Genomic DNA, 18,603 nt, shown 5'->3' with positions numbered 1-18,603 from the left:
TTTCCTTCGAATTCCGCCATGGCACACCGGCAATGGACCGGCGATGCGCCCGTGCTGCGGCTGCATGTCGGACTCGAGGATCCGCAGGACCCGATCGCCCACTTGGCGCAAGCCCCCGCCGCCCGCTGTGCCGGCACTCTGACTCCAGCCAGCGAATATCTCTTCTCCATGTCCTCGAAATCCAATTCCTTTTCCGTGGCACCCGATCCGCGCGTCCGCGTGGCCGTCGACGTCGGCGGCACCTTCACCGACGTGGTGCTGCTGCGCGGCGCCGAGAAGCACACACTGAAGGTGCTCACCACGCCGGCCGCCCCCGAGCAGGCCGTGCTTGGCGGGGTGCAAGAGGTGCTGCAGCAGGCGGGCATCGGCTGGGCCGATGTCGACCTGCTGATCCTCGGCACCACGCTGGCCACCAACGCGCTGATCGAGCGCAAGGGCGCGTCCACGGCGCTGCTCACCACGCACGGCTTTCGCGACCTGGTGGAGATCGGTCTCGAAGACCGCTTCGCGCAGTACGACGTGTTCCTCGACAAGCCTGCACCGCTGGTGCCGCGCCACTGGCGCCACGGGGTGGTCGAGCGCGTGGATGCGGCCGGCCGCGTGATCACGCCACTGGACGAAGCGCAGGTGGCCGTGCTCGCGAAGCAACTGCTGGCCGACGGCATCGAGAGCGTGGCCGTGTGCTTCCTGCACGGCTATGCCAATCCCGCGCACGAGCGCCGCGTGCGCGAGCTGTTGGGCCAGCACGCGCCCGGCCTGTGGGTGTCGCTGGCGTCCGACGTGTGCCCCGAGATCCGCGAGTACGAGCGCCTGTCGACCATCAGCGCCAACGCCTATGTGCAGCCGCAGGTGGCGGGCTATCTGCGCCGCCTGCAGGAAGGCGCGAGCGCACGCGGCCTGCGTGCCGAGCCCTTCCTCATGACATCGGGCGGCGCCATCACCACGCTGCAGGCCGGCATCGACGAGCCCGTGCGGCTGGTCGAGTCGGGCCCCGCGGGCGGTGCGGTGCTGGCGCGCCAGGTGGCCGAGCAGATCGGCGCCACGCGCGCACTCTCGTTCGACATGGGCGGCACCACCGCCAAGATCTGCTTCATCGACGACTACCAGCCGCAGATCAGCCGCAGCTTCGAGTTCGGCCGGGTGCACCGGCACCTGAAGGGCTCGGGCCTGCCGATCCGCATTCCGGTGATCGAGATGGTGGAGATCGGCGCGGGCGGCGGCTCCATCGCCCGCGTCAACCACCTGGGTGTGGTGCAGGTCGGTCCCGACAGCGCAGGCTCCGCGCCCGGTCCGGCCGCCTACGGCCTGGGCGGCGAACAACCCACCGTGACCGACGCGCACGTCGCGCTCGGTACCATCGACCCGGCGCGCTTCGCGGTCGGCAAGGTGCGGCTCGACCCGCAGCGCGCACGCGACACGCTGCTGCAGGGCCTCACGGCGCAGACCGGCCTCGATGTGGAAACTGCTGCGCAGGCCGTGGTCGAGATCGTCACCGAGAACATGGCCAATGCCGCGCGCGTGCATGCCTCCGAACTCGGCAAGGCGGCGGAAGAAAGCACGCTGATCGCCTTCGGCGGTGCGGCGCCGCTGCATGCCGCCCTGCTGGCGCGCAAGCTGGGCATCGCACGGCTCGTGATTCCCAACTCGGCCGGCGTCGGCTCGGCGCTGGGTTTTCTGTGGGCGCCGGTGGCCTACCAGACCGTGCGCAGCCTCGCGCAGCGGCTCGACCGCATCGACCATGCCGCGGTGGACAAGCTGTTGATCGAGCTCACGGCCACGGCCGACGACGTGGTGCTGCGCGCCGCGCCCGGGGCCGCGCTGGTGCGCCATCGCCAGGCCTTCATGCGCTACGCCGGCCAGGGCCACGAGATTCCGGTCGAGTTGCCCGAAGGCCCGTTCGATGCGACCGCGAGCAAGGCTTTGCATCGACGCTTCGAGGAACGCTATGCCGCGCTCTACGGCCGCAGCCTGCCGCACATCGCGGCCGAGGCGGTGAGCTGGTCCGTCGCGGTGGAGGCCGGGGGCCGCGCGGCGCCGGAGCCTGACGAGGTGGCGGCCGACACGGGCCGCGCCGCACCTTCGGGCACGCGCCGCCTGTACGACGCCGACGCCGGCCGGTGGGCCGAGGTGCCGGTCTATGAACGCACCGCGCTCGGCGTGGGCGAGTGGATCGAAGGCCCGGCGCTGATCGTCGAAGACGAGACGACCACGCACGTCATCGCCGGCTTCGAGGCGCGTATCAGCAAGCTGGGCGCGCTGGTGCTCAACGACACGACCGCCGTCCAGCTCGACCACGCCGAGGCCGCCGAAGCGGTCCCTGCATGAGCGCTACAGGCCGTCAGGCGCTGCGCCAGCAACTGGTGTGGAGCCGGCTGCTCGCGGTGGTCGAGGAACAGGCGCAGGCGCTCATCCGCACCGCCTTCGGTACACCGACGCGCGAGGCCGGCGACCTCTCGGCCGGCGTGTTCCTGCCCGACGGCCGGATGGTCGCGCAGGCCGTGACCGGCACGCCGGGCCACGTCAACTCGATGGCCGATTCGGTGCTGCATTTCTTGCGCGCCTTTCCGGCCGACACCATGCGCGACGGCGACGTGTTCGTCACCAACGATCCATGGAAAGGCACGGGCCACCTGTTCGACGTGGTCATGGTCACGCCGGTGTTCCACGGCGGCAAGCTCGTGGCGCTGTTCGCGTCCACTGTGCACGTGGTGGACATCGGCGGCGTCAACGCCGGGCCCGATGCGCTGGAAATCTTCCACGAAGGCCTGTTCCTGCCGCCGCTGCGCTTCGTGAGCGAAGGCGTCTTCGAGGAGGCCGTGCTGGACATCGTGCGTGCCAACGTGCGCGAGCCCGGCCAGGTCGAGGGCGACTTCCACGCACTGGTGGCCTGCAATGCCGTCGGCGCCGCCAGACTCCAGCGCCTGCTGCGCGAGTTCGGCCTGGCCGACCTCGAGGCGCAAGGCGACTACATCATCGAACGCTCTCGGCTCGCGATGCGCGAGGCACTGCGCGAATGGCCCAAGGGCACCTGGCGCAACCAGATGACGGTCGACGGCTACGACACGCCGGTCGAACTGCATGCGGCCGTCACCATCTCGGACGACGGCATCCTGGTCGATTTCGAGGGCACCTCGCGCGCCATCGCGCGCGGCATCAACGTGCCCAAGGCCTACACCGACGCCTACACCTCCTTCGGCATCCGCTGCCTGGTGGGTGCCGACGTACCCAACAACGCGGGCTCGCTGGCACCGATCCGCGTGGTGGCACCCGAAGGCTCCATCGTCCACGCGCTGCCGCCTGCCGCGGTGGCAGCCCGCGCGGCCATCGGCCAGATGCTGCCCGACCTCGTGTTCGGGGCGCTGCGCCAGGCACGGCCGGACCGCGTGCCGGCCGAGGGCGCCTCGTCGCTGTGGAACATCCGGCTGTCCGGCGGTCAGCCGATCGAGGGCGGGCCCAACGAGGCGCTGCGGCGCGCGCGGCGCTTCAACATCGTGAGCTTCAGCACCGGTGGCACCGGCGCGCGGCCGGGCAAGGACGGGCTCTCGGCCACCGCCTATCCGAGCGGCGTGCGCAACGTGTCGCTCGAGATCCTGGAGACCCAGGCGCCGCTGCTGTTCCGCCGCAAGGAATACCGGCCCGGCTCGGGTGGCGCCGGCGCTTCGCGCGGCGGACTTGGCCAGGTCATCGAGATCGAGAACGCCGACGGCGACCCGATGGTGCTCTCGGCCACCTGGGACCGCGTGCGCTTTCCGGCGCGCGGCGCGCTCGGTGGCGGCGACGGTGCGCCGGGTGCCGCGCGGCTCAAGCATTCGGGCACCGCGCTGCGCGGCAAGGGCCGCCAGGTCATTCCCGCCGGTGAGGTGCTCGTGGTCGAGACGCCCGGTGGCGCGGGCCTGGGCGACCCGGCAAGGCGCGACCCCGCGCTGGCTGCGCGCGACCTGAAGGCCGGGCTCGTCGGAGCCGCCGCCCCCGCGCCTCTTGTCGAATCCACAGGGACCGCCGCATGAGCAACACGCCCAAGGCGCTGGCCAGCCGCCAGCTCATCCGCAACCAGCTCGCCTGGAACCGCCTTCTCTCCGTGGTCGAGGAACAGGCCCAGGTGCTGATCCACACCGCCTTCGGCACCTCCACGCGCGAGGCCGGCGACCTCTCGGCCGGCGTGTTTCTGCCCGACGGCCGCATGATCGCGCAGGCCGTAACCGGCACGCCCGGCCACGTCAACTCGATGGCCGAGTCGGTCAAGCACTTCCTGCAGCGCTTTCCCATCGAGACGATGGAAGACGGCGACGTGTTCCTCACCAACGATCCGTGGAAGGGCACCGGCCACCTGTTCGACATGACGATGGTCAAGCCTGTCTTCCATGGCGAAGGCGATGCACGGCGCGCGGTGGCGCTGTTTGCCTCCACGCTGCACGTGGTCGACATCGGCGGCATCGGTTCCAGCCCCGACGGCCTGGAGATCTACCACGAAGGCCTGTTCCTGCCGATCCTGCGCTTCGTGCGCAAAGGCACCGTCGATCCGGCCGTGCGCGCGATCATCCGCGCCAACGTGCGCGACCCGGAGCAGGTCGAGGGCGACCTGTACGCGCTGGTCGCCTGCAACGAGGTGGGCGGCCGGCGCCTGCGCACGCTGCTGCGCGAGTTCGGGTTCGACGATCTCCAGGCGCTGGGCGAATTCGTCATCGCACGCTCGGCCCAGGCCATGCGCGAGGCGCTGCGCGACTGGCCGCGCGGCACCTGGCACAACACGCTGGTGGCGGACGGCTACGACGCGCCCATCACGCTGCAGGTGTCGGTCACCATCGCCGACGACGGCATCGTGGTCGACTTCGGCGGCACCTCGGGCACGGTGGCGCGCGGCATCAACGTGCCCAAGGCCTACACCGACGCCTACACCTCCTTCGGCATCCGCTGCCTGGTGGGTGCCGACGTGCCCAACAACGCCGGCTCGCTGGCACCGATCCGCGTCGAGGCGCCGGCCGGCTGCATCCTGAATGCGCTGCATCCGGCCGCGGTGACCGCGCGCCATGTGGTCGGCCAGCTGCTGCCCGATGTGGTGTTCGGCGCGCTGCGCCAGGCGAGGCCGGACCGCGTGCCGGCCGAGGGGGCCTCCTCGCTGTGGAACCTGCAACTCGTCGGCGGCGAGGTGCTGGCCGGCACCTCCGCGGCCAACGCCGAGGCGGTCCGGCGCGGCCCGCGCTTCAACGCGATCAGCTTCTCCACCGGCGGCACCGGCGCGCGCCCGGGCAAGGACGGACTGTCGGTGACGGCCTACCCGAGCGGCGTGCGCAACGTGTCGCTCGAGATTCTCGAAACCCAGGCGCCGATCGTCTTCGAGCGCAAGGAATTCCGCACCGACTCCGGCGGCGCCGGAACCATGCGCGGCGGGCTGGGCCAGGTCATCGAGGTGCGGCATGCGCGCGTAGACGCGGCCATGCTGATCGCCGCCGCGTTCGACCGGGTCGACCATCCTGCGCGCGGTGCGCTTGGCGGGTTCGACGGCGCACCGGGCCGGCTGCGGCTGGCTTCGGGCGCCGGGCTGCGCGCCAAGGGGCGGCAGCTGATTCCTGCGGGCGACCGGCTCATCGTCGAGACGCCCGGCGGCGGCGGCCTGGGCCCACCGTCCAGGCGGGACCCGGCGGCGGTGGCGCGCGACCTGCGCGAAGGCCTGGTCTCGGCCGAAGCGAACGGGGCCGCCGAAAGTGCCGAGCCGGCCGATGCCTGACCTTCTTCTTTTTCTTTCACGTCGCCAGTCTCTCCCCACCATGCATCTCCTGATCCAGACGCTGCGGCTTCGCAGCGCCGTCGCCGCCACCCTGCTTGCAGCACACCTTGCCGCTCATGCGGCTCCGCCCGCGCATAGCGGCACGCTCACCCTGCTCCTGACCAGCGAGCCCACGGCGCTCGTCACCATCGGCAACGTCGCCACGCCCATCCTGAGCGTGAGCGCCAAGGTCACCGAAGGCCTGCTCAAGTACGACCACGACGTCAACCCGCAGCCGCAGCTGGCCACCAAGTGGGCGATCAGCCCCGATGGCCTGACCTACACCTTCACCCTGCGCCAGGGCGTGAAGTGGCACGACGGCAAGGACTTCACCTCGGCCGACGTGGCGTATTCCATCGAACTGCTCAAGAAGATCCACCCGCGCGGGCGCAACACCTTCGCCAATCTCACGGCCGTCGACACCCCCGACAAATACACGGCCGTGCTGCGCCTGTCGAAGCCCGCGCCCTACCTGATCCGCGCGCTGGTGGCCACCGAGACGCCGATCGTGCCCAAACACGCCTACGAAGGCACCGACCCCGCCAGCAATCCGAACAACAACGCCCCGGTCGGCACCGGCCCGTTCAGGTTCAAGGAGTGGGTGCGTGGCAGCCACATCGTGTACGAACGCAATCCCGAGTACTGGGACAAGCCCAAGCCTTTCGTCGACCAGCTGATCGTGCGCTTCGTGACCGACCCGGCCGCCGCCGCCGTGGCTTTCGAGACCGGCACTGTCGACCTGGGCTACCGCACACCGGTCCCGCTGGCCGACCTGGAGCGCCTGAAGAAAGTGCCGGCGCTGCGCTTCGAGACCAAGGGCAACAGCTACTCGTCGAACGTGACGCGGCTGGAGTTCAACCTCGACAACGAGTACTTCAGGAACGAGAAGGTGCGCCAGGCCGTGGCCCGCGCGGTCGACCGCAGCGTGATCGTGAAGGTGGTGAACTACGGCTACGGCCAGGTGAGCTACTCGCCGATCGCGCCGGGCCTGAAGGCCTTCCACGACCCCGCGCCCTCCCCCTACGCCTTCGACCTGAAGAAGGCGAACGCGCTGCTCGACGAGGCGGGCTTTCCGAAGAAGGCCGGCGGCGTGCGCTTCAGCGTGCCGCTGGACTTCAATCCCATCGGCTCCGACGGTCCGCGCCTGGCGGACTACCTGCGCTCCGCACTGGCCCGGATCGGCATCGCGGCGACAGTGCGCGCCCAGGACCCGAGCGCCTTCATCAAGCGCATCTACACCGACCGCGATTTCGCCCTCACGACGAACGGCGCGAGCAACCTGTTCGACCCGACCGTCGGCGTGCAGCGCCTGTACTGGTCGAAGAACTTCATCAAGGGCGTGCCCTTCTCCAACGGCACCCATTACCAGAGCCCGGCGGTGGACAAGCTGCTCGAAGACGCCGCCATCGAGAACGACCCGTCCAGGCGCCTGAAGCTCTTCAAGGATTTCCAGGACACCGTGGCGCGCGACGTGCCCGACCTGAACCTCTACCAGCCGGTGTTCATCACCATCGCCAACCAGCGCGTGCACGACCACTCGCTGACGGCCGATGGGGTCGAGTCGAACCTGGCGGATGTCTGGGTGGACGCGGCGAAGAAATAGGCCCTGATCGCCCTTTCTTCGCGCCCGCAAAGTTGGTCCCGGAACTGCTGGTCGCGCGTTGGCAGCGCTGGTTCGGAGTCGCCCGGGCGCAGCTGGTGTTTCTTGACTGCATTGGTCAATGTATATACAATAATATCTACACTGCACCCTCTGGGAGTCCATTCATGTCGCAATCCATCGCGAAGCTCTTTGCGACCGGCGGCAGCCAAGCCGTGCGCCTGCCTGCCGAATTTCGGTTCGACGACACCACCGAGGTCTACATCCGACGCGATGAGGCTACAGGCGACGTCATCCTGTCCACCCGCGCGCCAGCGGACTGGCACGCGTTCATGCAGTTGCGCAAGCAACTGGGCACCATTCCTGCCGACTTCATGCCCGCGCGCGAACAAGGCGAACAACAGCGCGATCCGTTCGAAGGCTGGAAGGAATGACGCTGTACATGCTCGACACCAATGCGGCAAGCGAGGCGATCCGTGGCAATCCGGCCTTCGACGCCCGCTTGCAAGCCATGGCTCCGGGCCAATGGTGCATTTCCGCAGTGACCTGCTCCGAACTTCGATTCGGCATTGCGAGACGTCCCGAAGCTGTGCGGCTGCACCGGATCGTGCAGGAGTTCCTGCGCATCTCGCCCATCCTGCCCTGGGACGCGCAAGCGGCAACGAAGCACGGCGATCTGCGCGCCCACTTGAAGGCGAGCGGCACGCCCATCGGCGATTTCGACGAAATGATTGCGGCGCACGCATTGGCAGTCGGCGCCGTGGTCGTCACCGACAACACGCGACACTTCGCACGCGTGCCCGGCCTCGTGCTCGACAACTGGCTTCGCGAACCAACGGGTCACTGAGCACCGGGGGCCTCAAGCCGCCTTGCGCCGCTCCATTCCTGGCACAGCCGCAATCAAACTGCGCGTATACGGATGCTGCGGCCGGTCCCAGATGTCCCGATGGCTGCCGGTCTCGACGATCTTTCCCTTGTTCATCACCATCACGCGGTCGGCGATGTAGCGCACCACCGAAAGGTCGTGCGAGATGAACAGGTACGAGAGCCCGAAATCCTCTTTCAGTTCCACCAGCAGGTTCAGGATCTGCGCCTGCACCGAGACGTCGAGCGCCGACACAGGTTCGTCGAGCACCACCAGCGAAGGCCGCAGCACGAGTGCGCGCGCAATGCCGATGCGCTGGCGCTGACCGCCCGAGAACTCGTTGGGAAAGCGCCGCCCCGCATCGGCGGGCAGGCCCACGCGCTCCAGGATGGCGGCGATCCGGTTGCGCCGTTCCGCGCGATCCGACACGCCATGCACCTTGAGCACCGATTCAATGATGTCGAACACGCTGCGGCGCGGATTCAGCGACGCGTACGGGTCCTGGAACACCATCTGCACGCGCCGCCGCCAGGGCTTCAGCGCTCTTTCCGGCAGCGGCGCGATGTCGGTGCCGTCGAACACGATGCGGCCGGAAGCCGGGTTCGCCAGCCGCAGCAGCGTGCGCGACAGCGTCGACTTGCCGCAGCCCGACTCACCCACCAGGCCCATGGTTTCGCCCGCGCGAATATCGAACGACACGCCGTCGACCGCATGCAGCACGCCACCGCCGCGCTGGGGGTAGTCGGTGCGCAGGTCCTGCACCGACAGCAGCGGCTCGGCGGCCGGGCCGCGCACACGCAAGGCCCGCACTTTCGACGCGGGTCGGGGCACATGGAGCGTGAAGTCGCGCACGCCGGTCGCGGGGTCCAGCCGGGTCTGTATTTCGGGCAGCCGCGCATCGGCGTAGTGCAGCGAACTGCCGGCATGGAGCGACGCGCCGAGCAAGCCCTGGGTGTAGGCGTGCGATGGCGCGGCAAAGAGTCTGGAGGTGGGCGCCTCCTCGACCTTCTGTCCGCCATACATCACGGCAACGCGATCGGCCCACTGGGCAACCAGGCCGAGGTCGTGCGTGATCAGCAGCAAGGCCATGTCGAGTTCGCGGCGCAGGCCGTCGAGCAGCGCGAGGATCTGGGCCTGGATGGTGACGTCCAGCGCGGTGGTGGGCTCGTCCGCCACCAGCAGGCGCGGCTTGCAGGCCACGGCCATTGCGATCATCACGCGCTGGCGCTGGCCGCCCGAGAGGTTGTGCGGATGGTCGTCGATGCGCCGGTGCGGCTCGGGAATGCGCACGAAGTCGAGCAGCTCGATGGCCCGCTTGCGCGCGGCGACGGCGGAGAGCTTTTCGTGGCGGCGAAGCGTTTCCTCGATCTGCGCGCCGATGGTATGCACCGGGTTCAGCGAAGTCATCGGCTCCTGGAAGATCATCGCGATCTCGCGGCCGCGCACTTCGCGCAATTGGGCCTGCGGCAGCGCGAGGATGTCGCGTCCATCGAAGTGGACGCTGCCGCGCAGCACCGCGCCGGGCGTCAGCAGCCGCAGCAGTGCCAGCGCGGTGGTCGACTTGCCGCAGCCCGATTCGCCCACGAGCGCCAGCGTTTCGCCGCGCTGCATGGCCAGGTCCAGCCCGCGCACAGCCTGGATCGGGCCGTTCGAGCCGTGGAAGAAGACATCGAGGCCGCGCACATCGAGCAGCGGCGGCGTGGCCTGCACTTGTTCGAGCGTCATCTCAACGCCCCCTCAGCCGTGGGTTGAACGCGTCGTTGAGCCCGTCCCCCACGAGGTTGAGCGCCAGCACCGTGAGCACGATGGCCGCGCCCGGCAATGCGGTGAGATACCAGGCGGTGCGCAGCAGTTCGCGCCCCTGCCCGATCATGCTGCCCCACGACACGGCGTTGGGGTCGCCCATGCCAAGGAAGGACAGCGCCGACTCGATGAGGATGGCGCTCGCCACCAGCACCGAGGTGGTCACGATCACGGGGGGCAGCGCATTGGGCAATATCTCCTGGAAGATGATGCGCGCGTGGCCGAAGCCCTGGCTGCGCGCGGCCAGCACGAACTCGGTCTCGCGCAGCGTGCGGAACTCGGCGCGCACCAGCCGGGCGATCACCGGCCACGACGCGAGCCCGATGGCGAACACGATCACCGGCACCGAAGGCTGGCCGATCGCGACCACCACGATCACGAACAGGAACGAAGGCATGGTCTGGAACAGCTCGGTGATGCGCACCAGCACGTCGTCGACACGGCCGCCGAAGTAGCCGGCCGAGGCCCCCACGAGCACGCCGATCAACAGGCTCAGCGTGGCCGCCACCACCCCCACCGCGAGCGAGATGCGTGCGCCGTGCGCGATGCCGGCAATCACGTCGCGGCCGAGCGAATCGCTGCCGAGCGGATAGGCGGCGTCCTGCCCCGGCCAAAGCAGCGGCGGCGCCACCATGTCGAGGGGGTCGCCGGGGTACAGCAGTGGCGCGGCGAGCGCCAGCACGAGCATGAAGGCCAGCAGCACCATGCCCGCCACGGCGGCCGGGTTGCGCAGGAAGGCGCGCAGCGCAGCGTGGCGGCTGGACAGCGGCTTCGCGTCGACGGCGGACTTCGCGGCCACTGCCGGCGCACGGCGTGCGGCGACCGGAGTCGGCGCTGCCGGTTGCCCAATGGCTGCATCAAGGGTAAATGGTGTGGACATTGGAAATCGCAGTCAGAAATCTGGAGAGGGAACTCAGCGCACCTGAATACGGGGATCGAGCCAGGCATGCAGCAGGTCGACCAGCATGTTGGCCAGGATGACCAGCAGCGAGGACATCAACAGCACACCCAACAGCACGGTGTAGTCGCGGCCCGCTACCGAATCGAAGGCCAGCCGCCCCAGGCCGGGCCAACTGAACACCGTCTCGACCACCACCGCGCCGCCCAGCAGCGTGCCGAAATGCATGCCTGCGACGGTGGTGACGGGAATCAGCGCGTTGCGCAGCACATGGCGCAGGTTGACGGTCCACGGGTGCAGCCCCTTGGCTTCGGCGGTGCGCACGAAGTCCTGCCGCGCCACCTCGAGCATCGCGGCGCGCGTGAGGCGCGAGAAGATCGCGATGTAGAAACCCGACATGGCCAGCGCGGGCAGCACCAGGTGGCGCGCCACGTCGAACACGTGCGTCCAGCCGGTGTAGCCCGCGCCGATGCTCTCGCTGCCGCCGGTGGGCAGCCAGCCCAGGTGCACCGAGAACAGCACGATGGCCATCAGGCCGAGCCAGAAGCCCGGCGTGGAGTACAGCAGCAGCGCCAGCACCGAGAGCGTGCGGTCCTGCCAGCGGCCCACGCGGGTGGCCATGATGGTGCCCAGCGCAATGCCGATGGCCAGGGCGAACGCCAGGGCCGTGACCATCAGCAGCAGCGTGTTGCCCAGCCGCGCGCCGATCAGCGACGCCACCGGCATGTTGTAGCGCGGCGAAGTTCCGAGGCTGAAATGCGCGAGGTTGTCAAGGTAGGCGCCAAGCTGGTGCAGCACGGGCAGGTCGAGCCCGAAATGGCTGCGCAACTGCGCCATGCTCTCGGCCGTGGCGGAGCCGGATTCGGCGGCCACCACGTCGGCGGCGTCGCCCGGGATCCACTGCATCAGCACGAAATTGAGAAGGATCACGCCGACGACGGTCGGCACGGCCTGCCAGGCCGTGCGTGCCAGCGTGCGGCTTGCGCTGCGCAGGTTCATGGGAGTTGGTGCAGTCCTGGTGAAAAGCGGTCGATGGGCTTGCAGCGTATGCGGGCCTGGCCCGTGCCGCGAAGGAAGTTTTTCTTCTACGGATATGCGGTTTGCTTCGTTGGCTACATGGCCGCCTGAAGGCTCTGGCCGAAAAAAGATCTCACAGGCACACCACAGCGAGCAGCACGCCCGCGAGCCTGAACAGCGTCGACAGGTCGAACGAAACCGAGGCCCCCGCGGCCAGCTGCGCCGGCAGCCCCCACACCAGTGCGCCGAACAGCGCGATGCCGATGGCGCTGCCGACCTGGCGCGCAGCACCGAGGATGGCGGAGGCGGTCGCCGAGCGTGTGGGCTCCACGCTCGCGAGCGTGCGCGAGATCAGCGCCGGCGTGGCAATGCCGGCGCCGATGGCCATCAGCAGCAGGCTGGGCAGGATGCGCAGGTAGGGCGTGGTCTCGTCGATGCCGTGCAGCAACCCCGAGCTCAGCGCAAGGAGCAGCAAGCCCGCGACCACAGGTACCCGGGGCGAGTAGCGCCGCGCCAGGTGGCCGCTCGCGAGGTTTGCCAGCATGATCACCACGAACGGCAGCAAGGCGAAGCCGGTCTGGGTCGGCGTGTAGCCCTTGGCGTTCTGGAAGTACAGGCTCAGCACGAAGATCATCCCGTAGAAGGTGAGGTTCATGACAACGCCCAGCATGATCGAGGCCGAGAAGGCCTTGTTGCGGAACAGCCCGAGCGGAATCATCGGTTCCGCCACACGCGATTCGGTGAACACGAACGCCGCGATGACCACCGCCGCAACGGCAAAACCCGACAGCACGGACGCCGCGGCCCAGCCATGCACGCCGGCCTCGATCACCGAATGCGTGAGGAAGAAGAGCGCGAGGATGGCCAGCACCTGCCCGGTGATGTCCAGCCGCTGCGTGGCCACGCGCACGGTTTCGGCAACGTAGCGGCGCGTGGCCCAGAGACCGAGGGCGCAGATCGGCAGGTTCACGAAGAAGATCGAGCGCCACCCGAGGCCGCTCGTGAGCGCGCCGCCGACCACCGGCCCCGCGGCACTCACCACGCCGCCGATGGCGCTCCACCATCCGATGGCGTGTGTCCTGGCCGCCGCGTCGCCGGCACAGGCATGCGAGAGCAGCGAGAGCGAAGTAGGCAGGATCAACGCGGCGCCGATGCCTTGTGCCGCGCGCGCCACGATCAGCACGCCGATGGAAGGCGCGAGCGCGCAGGACAGCGAGGCCAGCCCGAACAGCACCAGCCCGAGGCTGAAGACGCGCCGGCTTCCGAAGCGGTCGGCAAAGGAGCCCGCCGTGAGCAAGAGCGCGGCGAAGGCCAGCGTGTAGGCGTCGACGATCCATTGCAGGCCGGTTGCGCCGGCGCCGAGGTCCTTGCCGATCTGCGGCATCGCGACGTTCACGATGGTCACGTCGAGCTGAACCACGACGAACCCGAAGCTCGTTGCGGCCAGGGTCCAGCCGATGCCCGTGCTGCGTGCGCCGGTCCATGGCGGCGCCGCGATGCTCCGCAGACCTTCCGATCCGGTGCCCACTCGGCCCCGTTCAGGCCGCGAGCCGCCGCGCATCGGCCTGCCAGATGGCACCGGCATAGAGCGATTCGTCGAAGTCGGGTGGCACCTCGGCGCGCGTGCGCTCCTCGTGCAGCGCGAGGTCGGTCAACAGCAGGTCCTCGCTGATGCGGCGCACCACCGCGGGCACGTAGCCGCGGATGCTGGGCACGTCGCCCAGCGGCAGTCCGGTGCTGGCGAATCCGCCGGGGTTGTAGGTGTGGATGTCGCGCAGCCAGGGCGCGGTACCGGGCGTCTTCTCGAGGTACTCAAGTCCTGCGCCCAGGTAGGGTGCGGCGCCGAGTTCGTCGTCGCGCTCGTGCGCGGGCTGCTCGAAGCGGTCGCGCCAGCGCAGCACCAGATCGGCAATGCCGGCCAGCTCGGGGTGCTGCGAGAGTTCGTGGGTGTAGCCGGTTGCGGCGATCGCAAAATCGAAGTGGAAGCGCTCGTCGTGCACCAAGGCGACGATCTTGCCGCCCTGCACCTCTGCGCCCTGCCAGGGCGCGGCCAGGTGCAGATGGAAGTTCGGAAACTTCAGCACGCGCTCCACCGAATCCAGCGGCGGCGTGGTGCCAAGCCGGCGGTAGCGTGCCGCATGGTGCCAGCGCGTGGCATCGGGCAGCGCAAGATAGTTGTCGTAGAAGCCCGGATAACTGCGCACGCGCGCGACCGGTGTGGCCGCGAGCCGATTGCGGCGTGCGAACAGGTGCACCGCTGCGGCGCCGCTTTCGAGCGCCACGGCCGCTGCGTCGAAGGCCGATGCGGCGGCGCCGATCACGGCCACGGTCTTGCCTGCGAGCGCCGCGAAGTCGATCGCGTGGCCGGTGTGGGCCGCAAGGCCGTGGCTCACCGCCGTTGCCAGCAGGTCGGGAATGAAAGGCGCGCCGCTGCCGGCCACGCCGTTCGCGAAGATCAGCTTGCGTGCGGTCTCGGTGCGCGGCTCACCGTTCACTTCGAGGTGCAGCCGCAAGTGCGGCACCGCCCCACCCTCCGCCGGCTCGAAGCGGATCAGGCGCGTGCCGTAGCGCACCGCCGTGCCGGTGATGCTGCGGAACCAGTCCAGGTACTCGGCCCAGGCGGTGCGCGCAATGCGGTCGATGGCGCCATAGGCCGCCTGCCCGTGCCGCGATTCGTACCAGGCCTGGAAGCCCAGCGCCGTGACCGGGCCTTCGGGGCCGACCAGGTTCTTGAGCGTGCGCAGCTTGTGCATGCGCGCCCGCGCGCGCCATACGCCGGCCTGCGATGCATCGGCCGCCGCATCGATCACGCTGACGCCGCCGACGCCCGCGCGCTGCAGCGCGAAAGCGAAGGCGCTGCCGGTCTGGCCCCCGCCGACGACGACCACGTTGTGGTCGATGCCGGCATGCGCGGGCACCCAGTTGGCGGGCGCGGGGCCGAGCAGGCGCAGCGCTTCCTGCGCGGCGTGGTCGGGATTGCTGGAGGAGGAAGAGGAACTCATTTGCAGTGCCTGTCGTCGTGAAGCACGCATGTGCGTGCAAAAAAAACGGACCCAGGGGGCCCGCGAAACGTCGCTTTGGGTACGACGAGGAGACACTCACCCCGAAGGCAAGACAGGCGATTCTTCAGCCATTGGTGCGAAAAGCGAAGCACGGAATCCGCATACGCAAATCCGTCTTTCTTCTTTGGCATTGCTGACGCGAATCGGAACTCCGATCCCCGCAACGTAGACGCATCACCGGATCAGCGGCAGCTCGATCGCAATGCGAAGTCCGCCCCACTGCGACGCCGAGGCCGTGATGCGCCCTTCATGGGCCTGCACGATGTTGCGGCAGATGGCCAGTCCGAGGCCGCTGCCGCCGGTCGCGCGATTGCGCGACTGTTCGACGCGGTAGAAGCGCTCGAACAGCTTCTCCAGTTTGTCGTCGGGCACGCCGGGCGCGCTGTCCTCGATGAGGATGAGCGCGGCGGCGCCGTGCCGGGCGCAGCCCACGCGGACCATGCCGGCGCCATCCGTATAGCGGCGCGAATTCTCGAGCAGGTTGCCGAACAGCTGATGCAGGCGCACCTCGTCGCCACTGACGATCAGCGGCACCTCTGCAATCTGCAGTACCAGTTGCAGCGACGCCGCGTCGAGCCGCTGCCGCATGCTCTCGGCCGCCGCCTGGAGCACCGTGCCCACATCGACGGGAACCCGCCGGTACGCCATGGCGCCGACGTCGCTCAGCGACAAGTCATGCAGATCGTTGACCAGCTTGCCGAGCCGCTCGACCTCCATGTGCATGGCGTTGGTCGACTGGATCGTGGATGAACGGATGCCATCCTGGATTGCCTCGAGTTGCGCGCGCAGCACCGCGAGCGGCGTTCGCAGTTCATGGGAGATATCCGCCATGAAGCCCCGCCGCGCGCGATCGGCATGCTCCAGCGTCCGGGCCATGTGGTTGAAGTCACGTGCCAGCGCCCCGAGTTCGTCATGGGCGCCATCGGCAATGCGCGACGCGAAGTCTCCTGCGGCCAGGCGGTGCGTGGCCCGGGCCATATCCCGAACCCGCCGCAGCAGCGTGCGCGCAAGGATGAGAGTGAGCAAGGCCGCCACGAGAAGCGATCCGAGTCCGACCATCGTCAAGGCGGTGAACTGGTGTTCGAGAAAGCGCTTGTCGTTCTTCGGAAGCACCGCCTCGAACGGCACCGTCGCGATCCAGCCTACTGTCCGTCCCTCGACCACGACGGGCACGCGGATCGAATGGGTGTCGATGCCCGGATTGCCGACCACACGGCGCATCTGCGCGTCCAGCAGGCCCACGCGCGTAAGTGCGCCGGTCTGGTTGGAAGCCGCCTCCTGGAGCGCAGGATCACCCTTCGCTTCCTGGAGAAAAGGCAACACCAGATTCACCCACTCCCGGGAGTCGGAGCGCAGGAAGTCCCAGCTGCCACGAACGGCATAGGCTTGCGCGAGGCGTGGAACGATCTCTTCCAGCCGCGTGCGGCTCTGCTGGTTGAGATAGCCCAGGAAGCCGCGCTCCATCACGAGCCGCATGGCAATGGCCTGCACCACGACCACGGCAGCGCAGGCCAGCAGAACGAACAGGAAGAGCTTTGCCCGGATGCCGAATTTCATGAGAGCGAGAGGCTTGCCGATCGGACCGCGTGCATGGAGGCGTCCCGGCCGCCGTCATCCCGCGGGTTGGATGGCCGAGGCGTAGCCACCCAGGAACACCTGCACGGCACGGCGCGTCGCCTCCCGCAGTTCCCTGCGGGTCAGCGGCCCCTGGATGCCCAGGAGACTCGGCCTGACGGTTTCCGAGTCCAGCAGCGCCATCAGGTGGTGTGCCGCCGTGGTGGGATCGGCGCTTCGCAGGCGGCCCTTGCGCATCTGCCGCTCCAGGAAACCCGCCACCTCGGCGAGGCCCTTCTTGGGCCCTCCCTCGAAGAAAAGCCGCCCGATGTCGCTGCGGCCCGATTCGGCGATCACGGCCCTGTGCGCCTGGATGACCTCTTGCGAACACACCACGGCCAGGACCTTCTCGCCGAACCGCTGCAGCACGCGCGCGAGATCTTCATCGCCCTCCTCTGCCAGCGCCGTGAAGATCGGCTCGAAGTGGATCTTCGCCGAGGCGTGGATCACGGCAACGAACAGTTCCTCCTTGGATTTGAAGTAGCCGTAGAGCGTTGCCCGCGAGCCGCCGACGCGTGCGGCAATTTCCACCATCGAGGCGCCCTCGAACCCCAGTTCCCTGAAGACTTCCGACGCCACCTGGACGATGGCATCGCGCTTGGCTTCGGTCTTGACTCGCATCTCGTTTCTCTTTATTTCTGTACACAGGTGCTCATTATTGATTGACAACTCGCTGGAAGTCAAAATACATTTCAGTACAGCACTGTCTAATTAACCCATGGCCGGCCCCACCGCCCGGCCCCTTCCCCAGGAGAATCGCGATGCGTCCCCCTCTCACCTATGGCCTGACCTTTGCCGCGGCCATCGTGTCCACCTTCCTGCTGGTCGCCTGCGGCAAGCCGCCCGGCGGTCCGCCGCCGGCGCCGGGCACGCCCGAGGTCGGCATCGTCACGGTGCAGCCGCAGCGCGTGGCCATCTCCACCGAACTGCCGGGGCGCACCGTGCCTTTCCTCATCGCCGACGTGCGCCCGCAGGTCGGCGGCATCGTGAAGTCCCGCAAGTTCCGCGAGGGCAGCTACGTGAAGGCCGGCGAGGCGCTCTACCAGATCGACCCCGCCACGTACAAGGCGAGCTACGACAGCAACGTCGCCGCGCTTGCCAAGGCAGAGGCCAGCCTGAGGACCACGCGGCTCAAGGCCGAGCGCTACAAGGAACTGGTCGCCATCAAGGCCGTGAGCCAGCAGGACTACGACGACGCGGCCGCGTCACTGCAGCAAGGCGAGGCCGACGTTGCCGCGGCCAGGGCCAACGCGGAGACGAGCCGCATCAATCTCGCCTATGCGCGCATCGATGCTCCGATCTCGGGACGCATCGGCAAGTCAACGGTCACGCCCGGCGCGCTGGTCACGGCCAGCCAGTCGACCGCGCTGGCGACCATCCAGCAGCTCGATCCGATCTACGTGGACCTGACGCAGCCCAGCGCCGCAGTGCTCCAACTCAAGCAGGCAATGGCGCGCGGCGACCTGCAAAAGAGCGGCGCCAACGCCGCCCGGGTGCGGCTGCTGCTGGAAGACGGCAGTGCGTATTCCATCGAAGGCAAGCTCGAGTTCTCGGATGTCACGGTGGACCAGAACACCGGCGCCATCACGCTGCGCGCGGTGTTTCCCAACCCTGATGCCGACCTGCTGCCCGGCATGTACGTGCGCGCGGTGCTGCAGGAAGGCGTGAAGGAGCAGGCGCTCATGGTGCCGCAGCAGGCGGTGTCGCGCGACGGCTCCGGCAAGCCGATGGCCTACGTGGTGGACGCCCAGCACAAGCTGCAGCGGCGCGCGCTCGAGACCGAGCGCGCCGTCGGCGACCAGTGGCTGGTGAAGAGCGGCCTCGCGGCCGGCGACAAGCTGGTGGTGGACGGCCAGCAGCGCGCGGCGCCGGGGGTCGAGGTGAAGACGGTGCAGTGGAGCCCCAGCTCCAAGCCGGGCACCCAAACGGCCAAGGCCGCCCCGCCGTCATCCGCTGGCGCGGCGAACTGATCGAGAGACC

General features: G+C 68.7%; 14 protein-coding genes. 7 read left to right on the top strand and 7 right to left on the bottom strand.

The window, feature by feature from the left end; genetic code table 11:
* Positions 1 to 168 precede the first annotated feature (168 nt).
* From AC1DSC_RS17520 to AC1DSC_RS17495, 6 genes are all read left to right on the top strand, one after another.
* Positions 169 to 2,325: a hydantoinase/oxoprolinase family protein gene (locus tag AC1DSC_RS17520; protein ID WP_051128007.1), complete on the top strand. Its 2,157-nt coding sequence runs from the start codon at positions 169 to 171 to the stop codon at positions 2,323 to 2,325.
* On the top strand, positions 2,322 to 4,007 hold the full coding sequence (locus AC1DSC_RS17515) for a hydantoinase B/oxoprolinase family protein (protein ID WP_369664585.1): 1,686 nt from the start codon (positions 2,322 to 2,324) through the stop codon (positions 4,005 to 4,007). Before AC1DSC_RS17520 ends, AC1DSC_RS17515 begins: the two co-directional genes overlap by 4 nt.
* Entirely contained in the window at positions 4,004 to 5,725 is a 1,722-nt protein-coding gene (locus AC1DSC_RS17510; protein WP_369664584.1) for a hydantoinase B/oxoprolinase family protein, read from the top strand. Before AC1DSC_RS17515 ends, AC1DSC_RS17510 begins: the two co-directional genes overlap by 4 nt.
* Before the next feature lie 40 nt (positions 5,726 to 5,765).
* Positions 5,766 to 7,367 carry an ABC transporter substrate-binding protein gene (locus AC1DSC_RS17505; protein ID WP_018904248.1) on the top strand — a complete coding sequence of 534 codons (1,602 nt, stop codon included), beginning with the start codon at positions 5,766 to 5,768 and terminating at the stop codon, positions 7,365 to 7,367.
* Positions 7,368 to 7,531: 164 nt separating this feature from the next.
* On the top strand, positions 7,532 to 7,798 hold the full coding sequence (locus AC1DSC_RS17500) for an antitoxin (protein ID WP_018904249.1): 267 nt from the start codon (positions 7,532 to 7,534) through the stop codon (positions 7,796 to 7,798).
* On the top strand, positions 7,795 to 8,211 hold the full coding sequence (locus tag AC1DSC_RS17495) for a PIN domain-containing protein (RefSeq protein ID WP_478131836.1): 417 nt from the start codon (positions 7,795 to 7,797) through the stop codon (positions 8,209 to 8,211). Before AC1DSC_RS17500 ends, AC1DSC_RS17495 begins: the two co-directional genes overlap by 4 nt.
* A gap of 12 nt (positions 8,212 to 8,223) precedes the next feature.
* Here AC1DSC_RS17495 and AC1DSC_RS17490 read toward each other — a convergent pair whose 3' ends face one another.
* The 7 genes from AC1DSC_RS17490 to AC1DSC_RS17460 all read right to left on the bottom strand — a co-directional run bounded on the left by AC1DSC_RS17490 (position 8,224) and on the right by AC1DSC_RS17460 (position 17,244).
* Positions 8,224 to 9,954 (bottom strand): ABC transporter ATP-binding protein, encoded by a 1,731-nt coding sequence (locus tag AC1DSC_RS17490; protein WP_018904251.1) that lies wholly within the window; start codon positions 9,952 to 9,954, stop codon positions 8,224 to 8,226.
* 1 nt (position 9,955) lies between these two features.
* The gene (locus AC1DSC_RS17485) at positions 9,956 to 10,831 is read right to left on the bottom strand and encodes an ABC transporter permease (RefSeq protein ID WP_018904252.1); all 876 of its coding nucleotides are present in this window, start codon (positions 10,829 to 10,831) and stop codon (positions 9,956 to 9,958) included.
* A 114-nt stretch (positions 10,832 to 10,945) separates the two neighbouring features.
* Positions 10,946 to 11,929: an ABC transporter permease gene (locus AC1DSC_RS17480; RefSeq protein ID WP_018904253.1), complete on the bottom strand. Its 984-nt coding sequence runs from the start codon at positions 11,927 to 11,929 to the stop codon at positions 10,946 to 10,948.
* A 151-nt stretch (positions 11,930 to 12,080) separates the two neighbouring features.
* Complete coding sequence (locus AC1DSC_RS17475) at positions 12,081 to 13,475, bottom strand: MFS transporter (protein ID WP_018904254.1); 1,395 nt, start codon at positions 13,473 to 13,475, stop codon at positions 12,081 to 12,083.
* A gap of 10 nt (positions 13,476 to 13,485) precedes the next feature.
* The gene (locus AC1DSC_RS17470; protein WP_018904255.1) at positions 13,486 to 14,949 is read right to left on the bottom strand and encodes a SidA/IucD/PvdA family monooxygenase; all 1,464 of its coding nucleotides are present in this window, start codon (positions 14,947 to 14,949) and stop codon (positions 13,486 to 13,488) included.
* Between the two features lie 234 nt (positions 14,950 to 15,183).
* Positions 15,184 to 16,566 carry a sensor histidine kinase efflux regulator BaeS gene (gene baeS, locus AC1DSC_RS17465; protein ID WP_018904256.1) on the bottom strand — a complete coding sequence of 461 codons (1,383 nt, stop codon included), beginning with the start codon at positions 16,564 to 16,566 and terminating at the stop codon, positions 15,184 to 15,186.
* Positions 16,567 to 16,620: 54 nt separating this feature from the next.
* Complete coding sequence (locus tag AC1DSC_RS17460; RefSeq protein WP_018904257.1) at positions 16,621 to 17,244, bottom strand: TetR/AcrR family transcriptional regulator; 624 nt, start codon at positions 17,242 to 17,244, stop codon at positions 16,621 to 16,623.
* Between the two features lie 140 nt (positions 17,245 to 17,384).
* Here AC1DSC_RS17460 and AC1DSC_RS17455 point away from each other — a divergent pair, with 140 nt between their 5' ends.
* On the top strand, positions 17,385 to 18,593 hold the full coding sequence (locus AC1DSC_RS17455; RefSeq protein ID WP_278878820.1) for an efflux RND transporter periplasmic adaptor subunit: 1,209 nt from the start codon (positions 17,385 to 17,387) through the stop codon (positions 18,591 to 18,593).
* Positions 18,594 to 18,603: the final 10 nt, after the last annotated feature.

It is taken from the genome of Variovorax sp. 01N425 (assembly GCF_056399465.1).
Note: the sequence above shows the minus strand (reverse complement) of the source record. Positions and strands in the feature narration are given on the sequence as shown.

Coding starts and splice junctions, on each gene's coding strand:
- AC1DSC_RS17520 (WP_051128007.1), top strand. CDS start 169: ATGTCCTCGAAATCCAATTCCTTTTCCGTGGCACCCGATCCGCGCGTC.
- AC1DSC_RS17515 (WP_369664585.1), top strand. CDS start 2,322: ATGAGCGCTACAGGCCGTCAGGCGCTGCGCCAGCAACTGGTGTGGAGC.
- AC1DSC_RS17510 (WP_369664584.1), top strand. CDS start 4,004: ATGAGCAACACGCCCAAGGCGCTGGCCAGCCGCCAGCTCATCCGCAAC.
- AC1DSC_RS17505 (WP_018904248.1), top strand. CDS start 5,766: ATGCATCTCCTGATCCAGACGCTGCGGCTTCGCAGCGCCGTCGCCGCC.
- AC1DSC_RS17500 (WP_018904249.1), top strand. CDS start 7,532: ATGTCGCAATCCATCGCGAAGCTCTTTGCGACCGGCGGCAGCCAAGCC.
- AC1DSC_RS17495 (WP_478131836.1), top strand. CDS start 7,795: ATGACGCTGTACATGCTCGACACCAATGCGGCAAGCGAGGCGATCCGT.
- AC1DSC_RS17490 (WP_018904251.1), bottom strand. CDS start 9,954: ATGACGCTCGAACAAGTGCAGGCCACGCCGCCGCTGCTCGATGTGCGC.
- AC1DSC_RS17480 (WP_018904253.1), bottom strand. CDS start 11,929: ATGAACCTGCGCAGCGCAAGCCGCACGCTGGCACGCACGGCCTGGCAG.
- AC1DSC_RS17470 (WP_018904255.1), bottom strand. CDS start 14,949: ATGAGTTCCTCTTCCTCCTCCAGCAATCCCGACCACGCCGCGCAGGAA.
- baeS (WP_018904256.1), bottom strand. CDS start 16,566: ATGAAATTCGGCATCCGGGCAAAGCTCTTCCTGTTCGTTCTGCTGGCC.
- AC1DSC_RS17460 (WP_018904257.1), bottom strand. CDS start 17,244: ATGCGAGTCAAGACCGAAGCCAAGCGCGATGCCATCGTCCAGGTGGCG.
- AC1DSC_RS17455 (WP_278878820.1), top strand. CDS start 17,385: ATGCGTCCCCCTCTCACCTATGGCCTGACCTTTGCCGCGGCCATCGTG.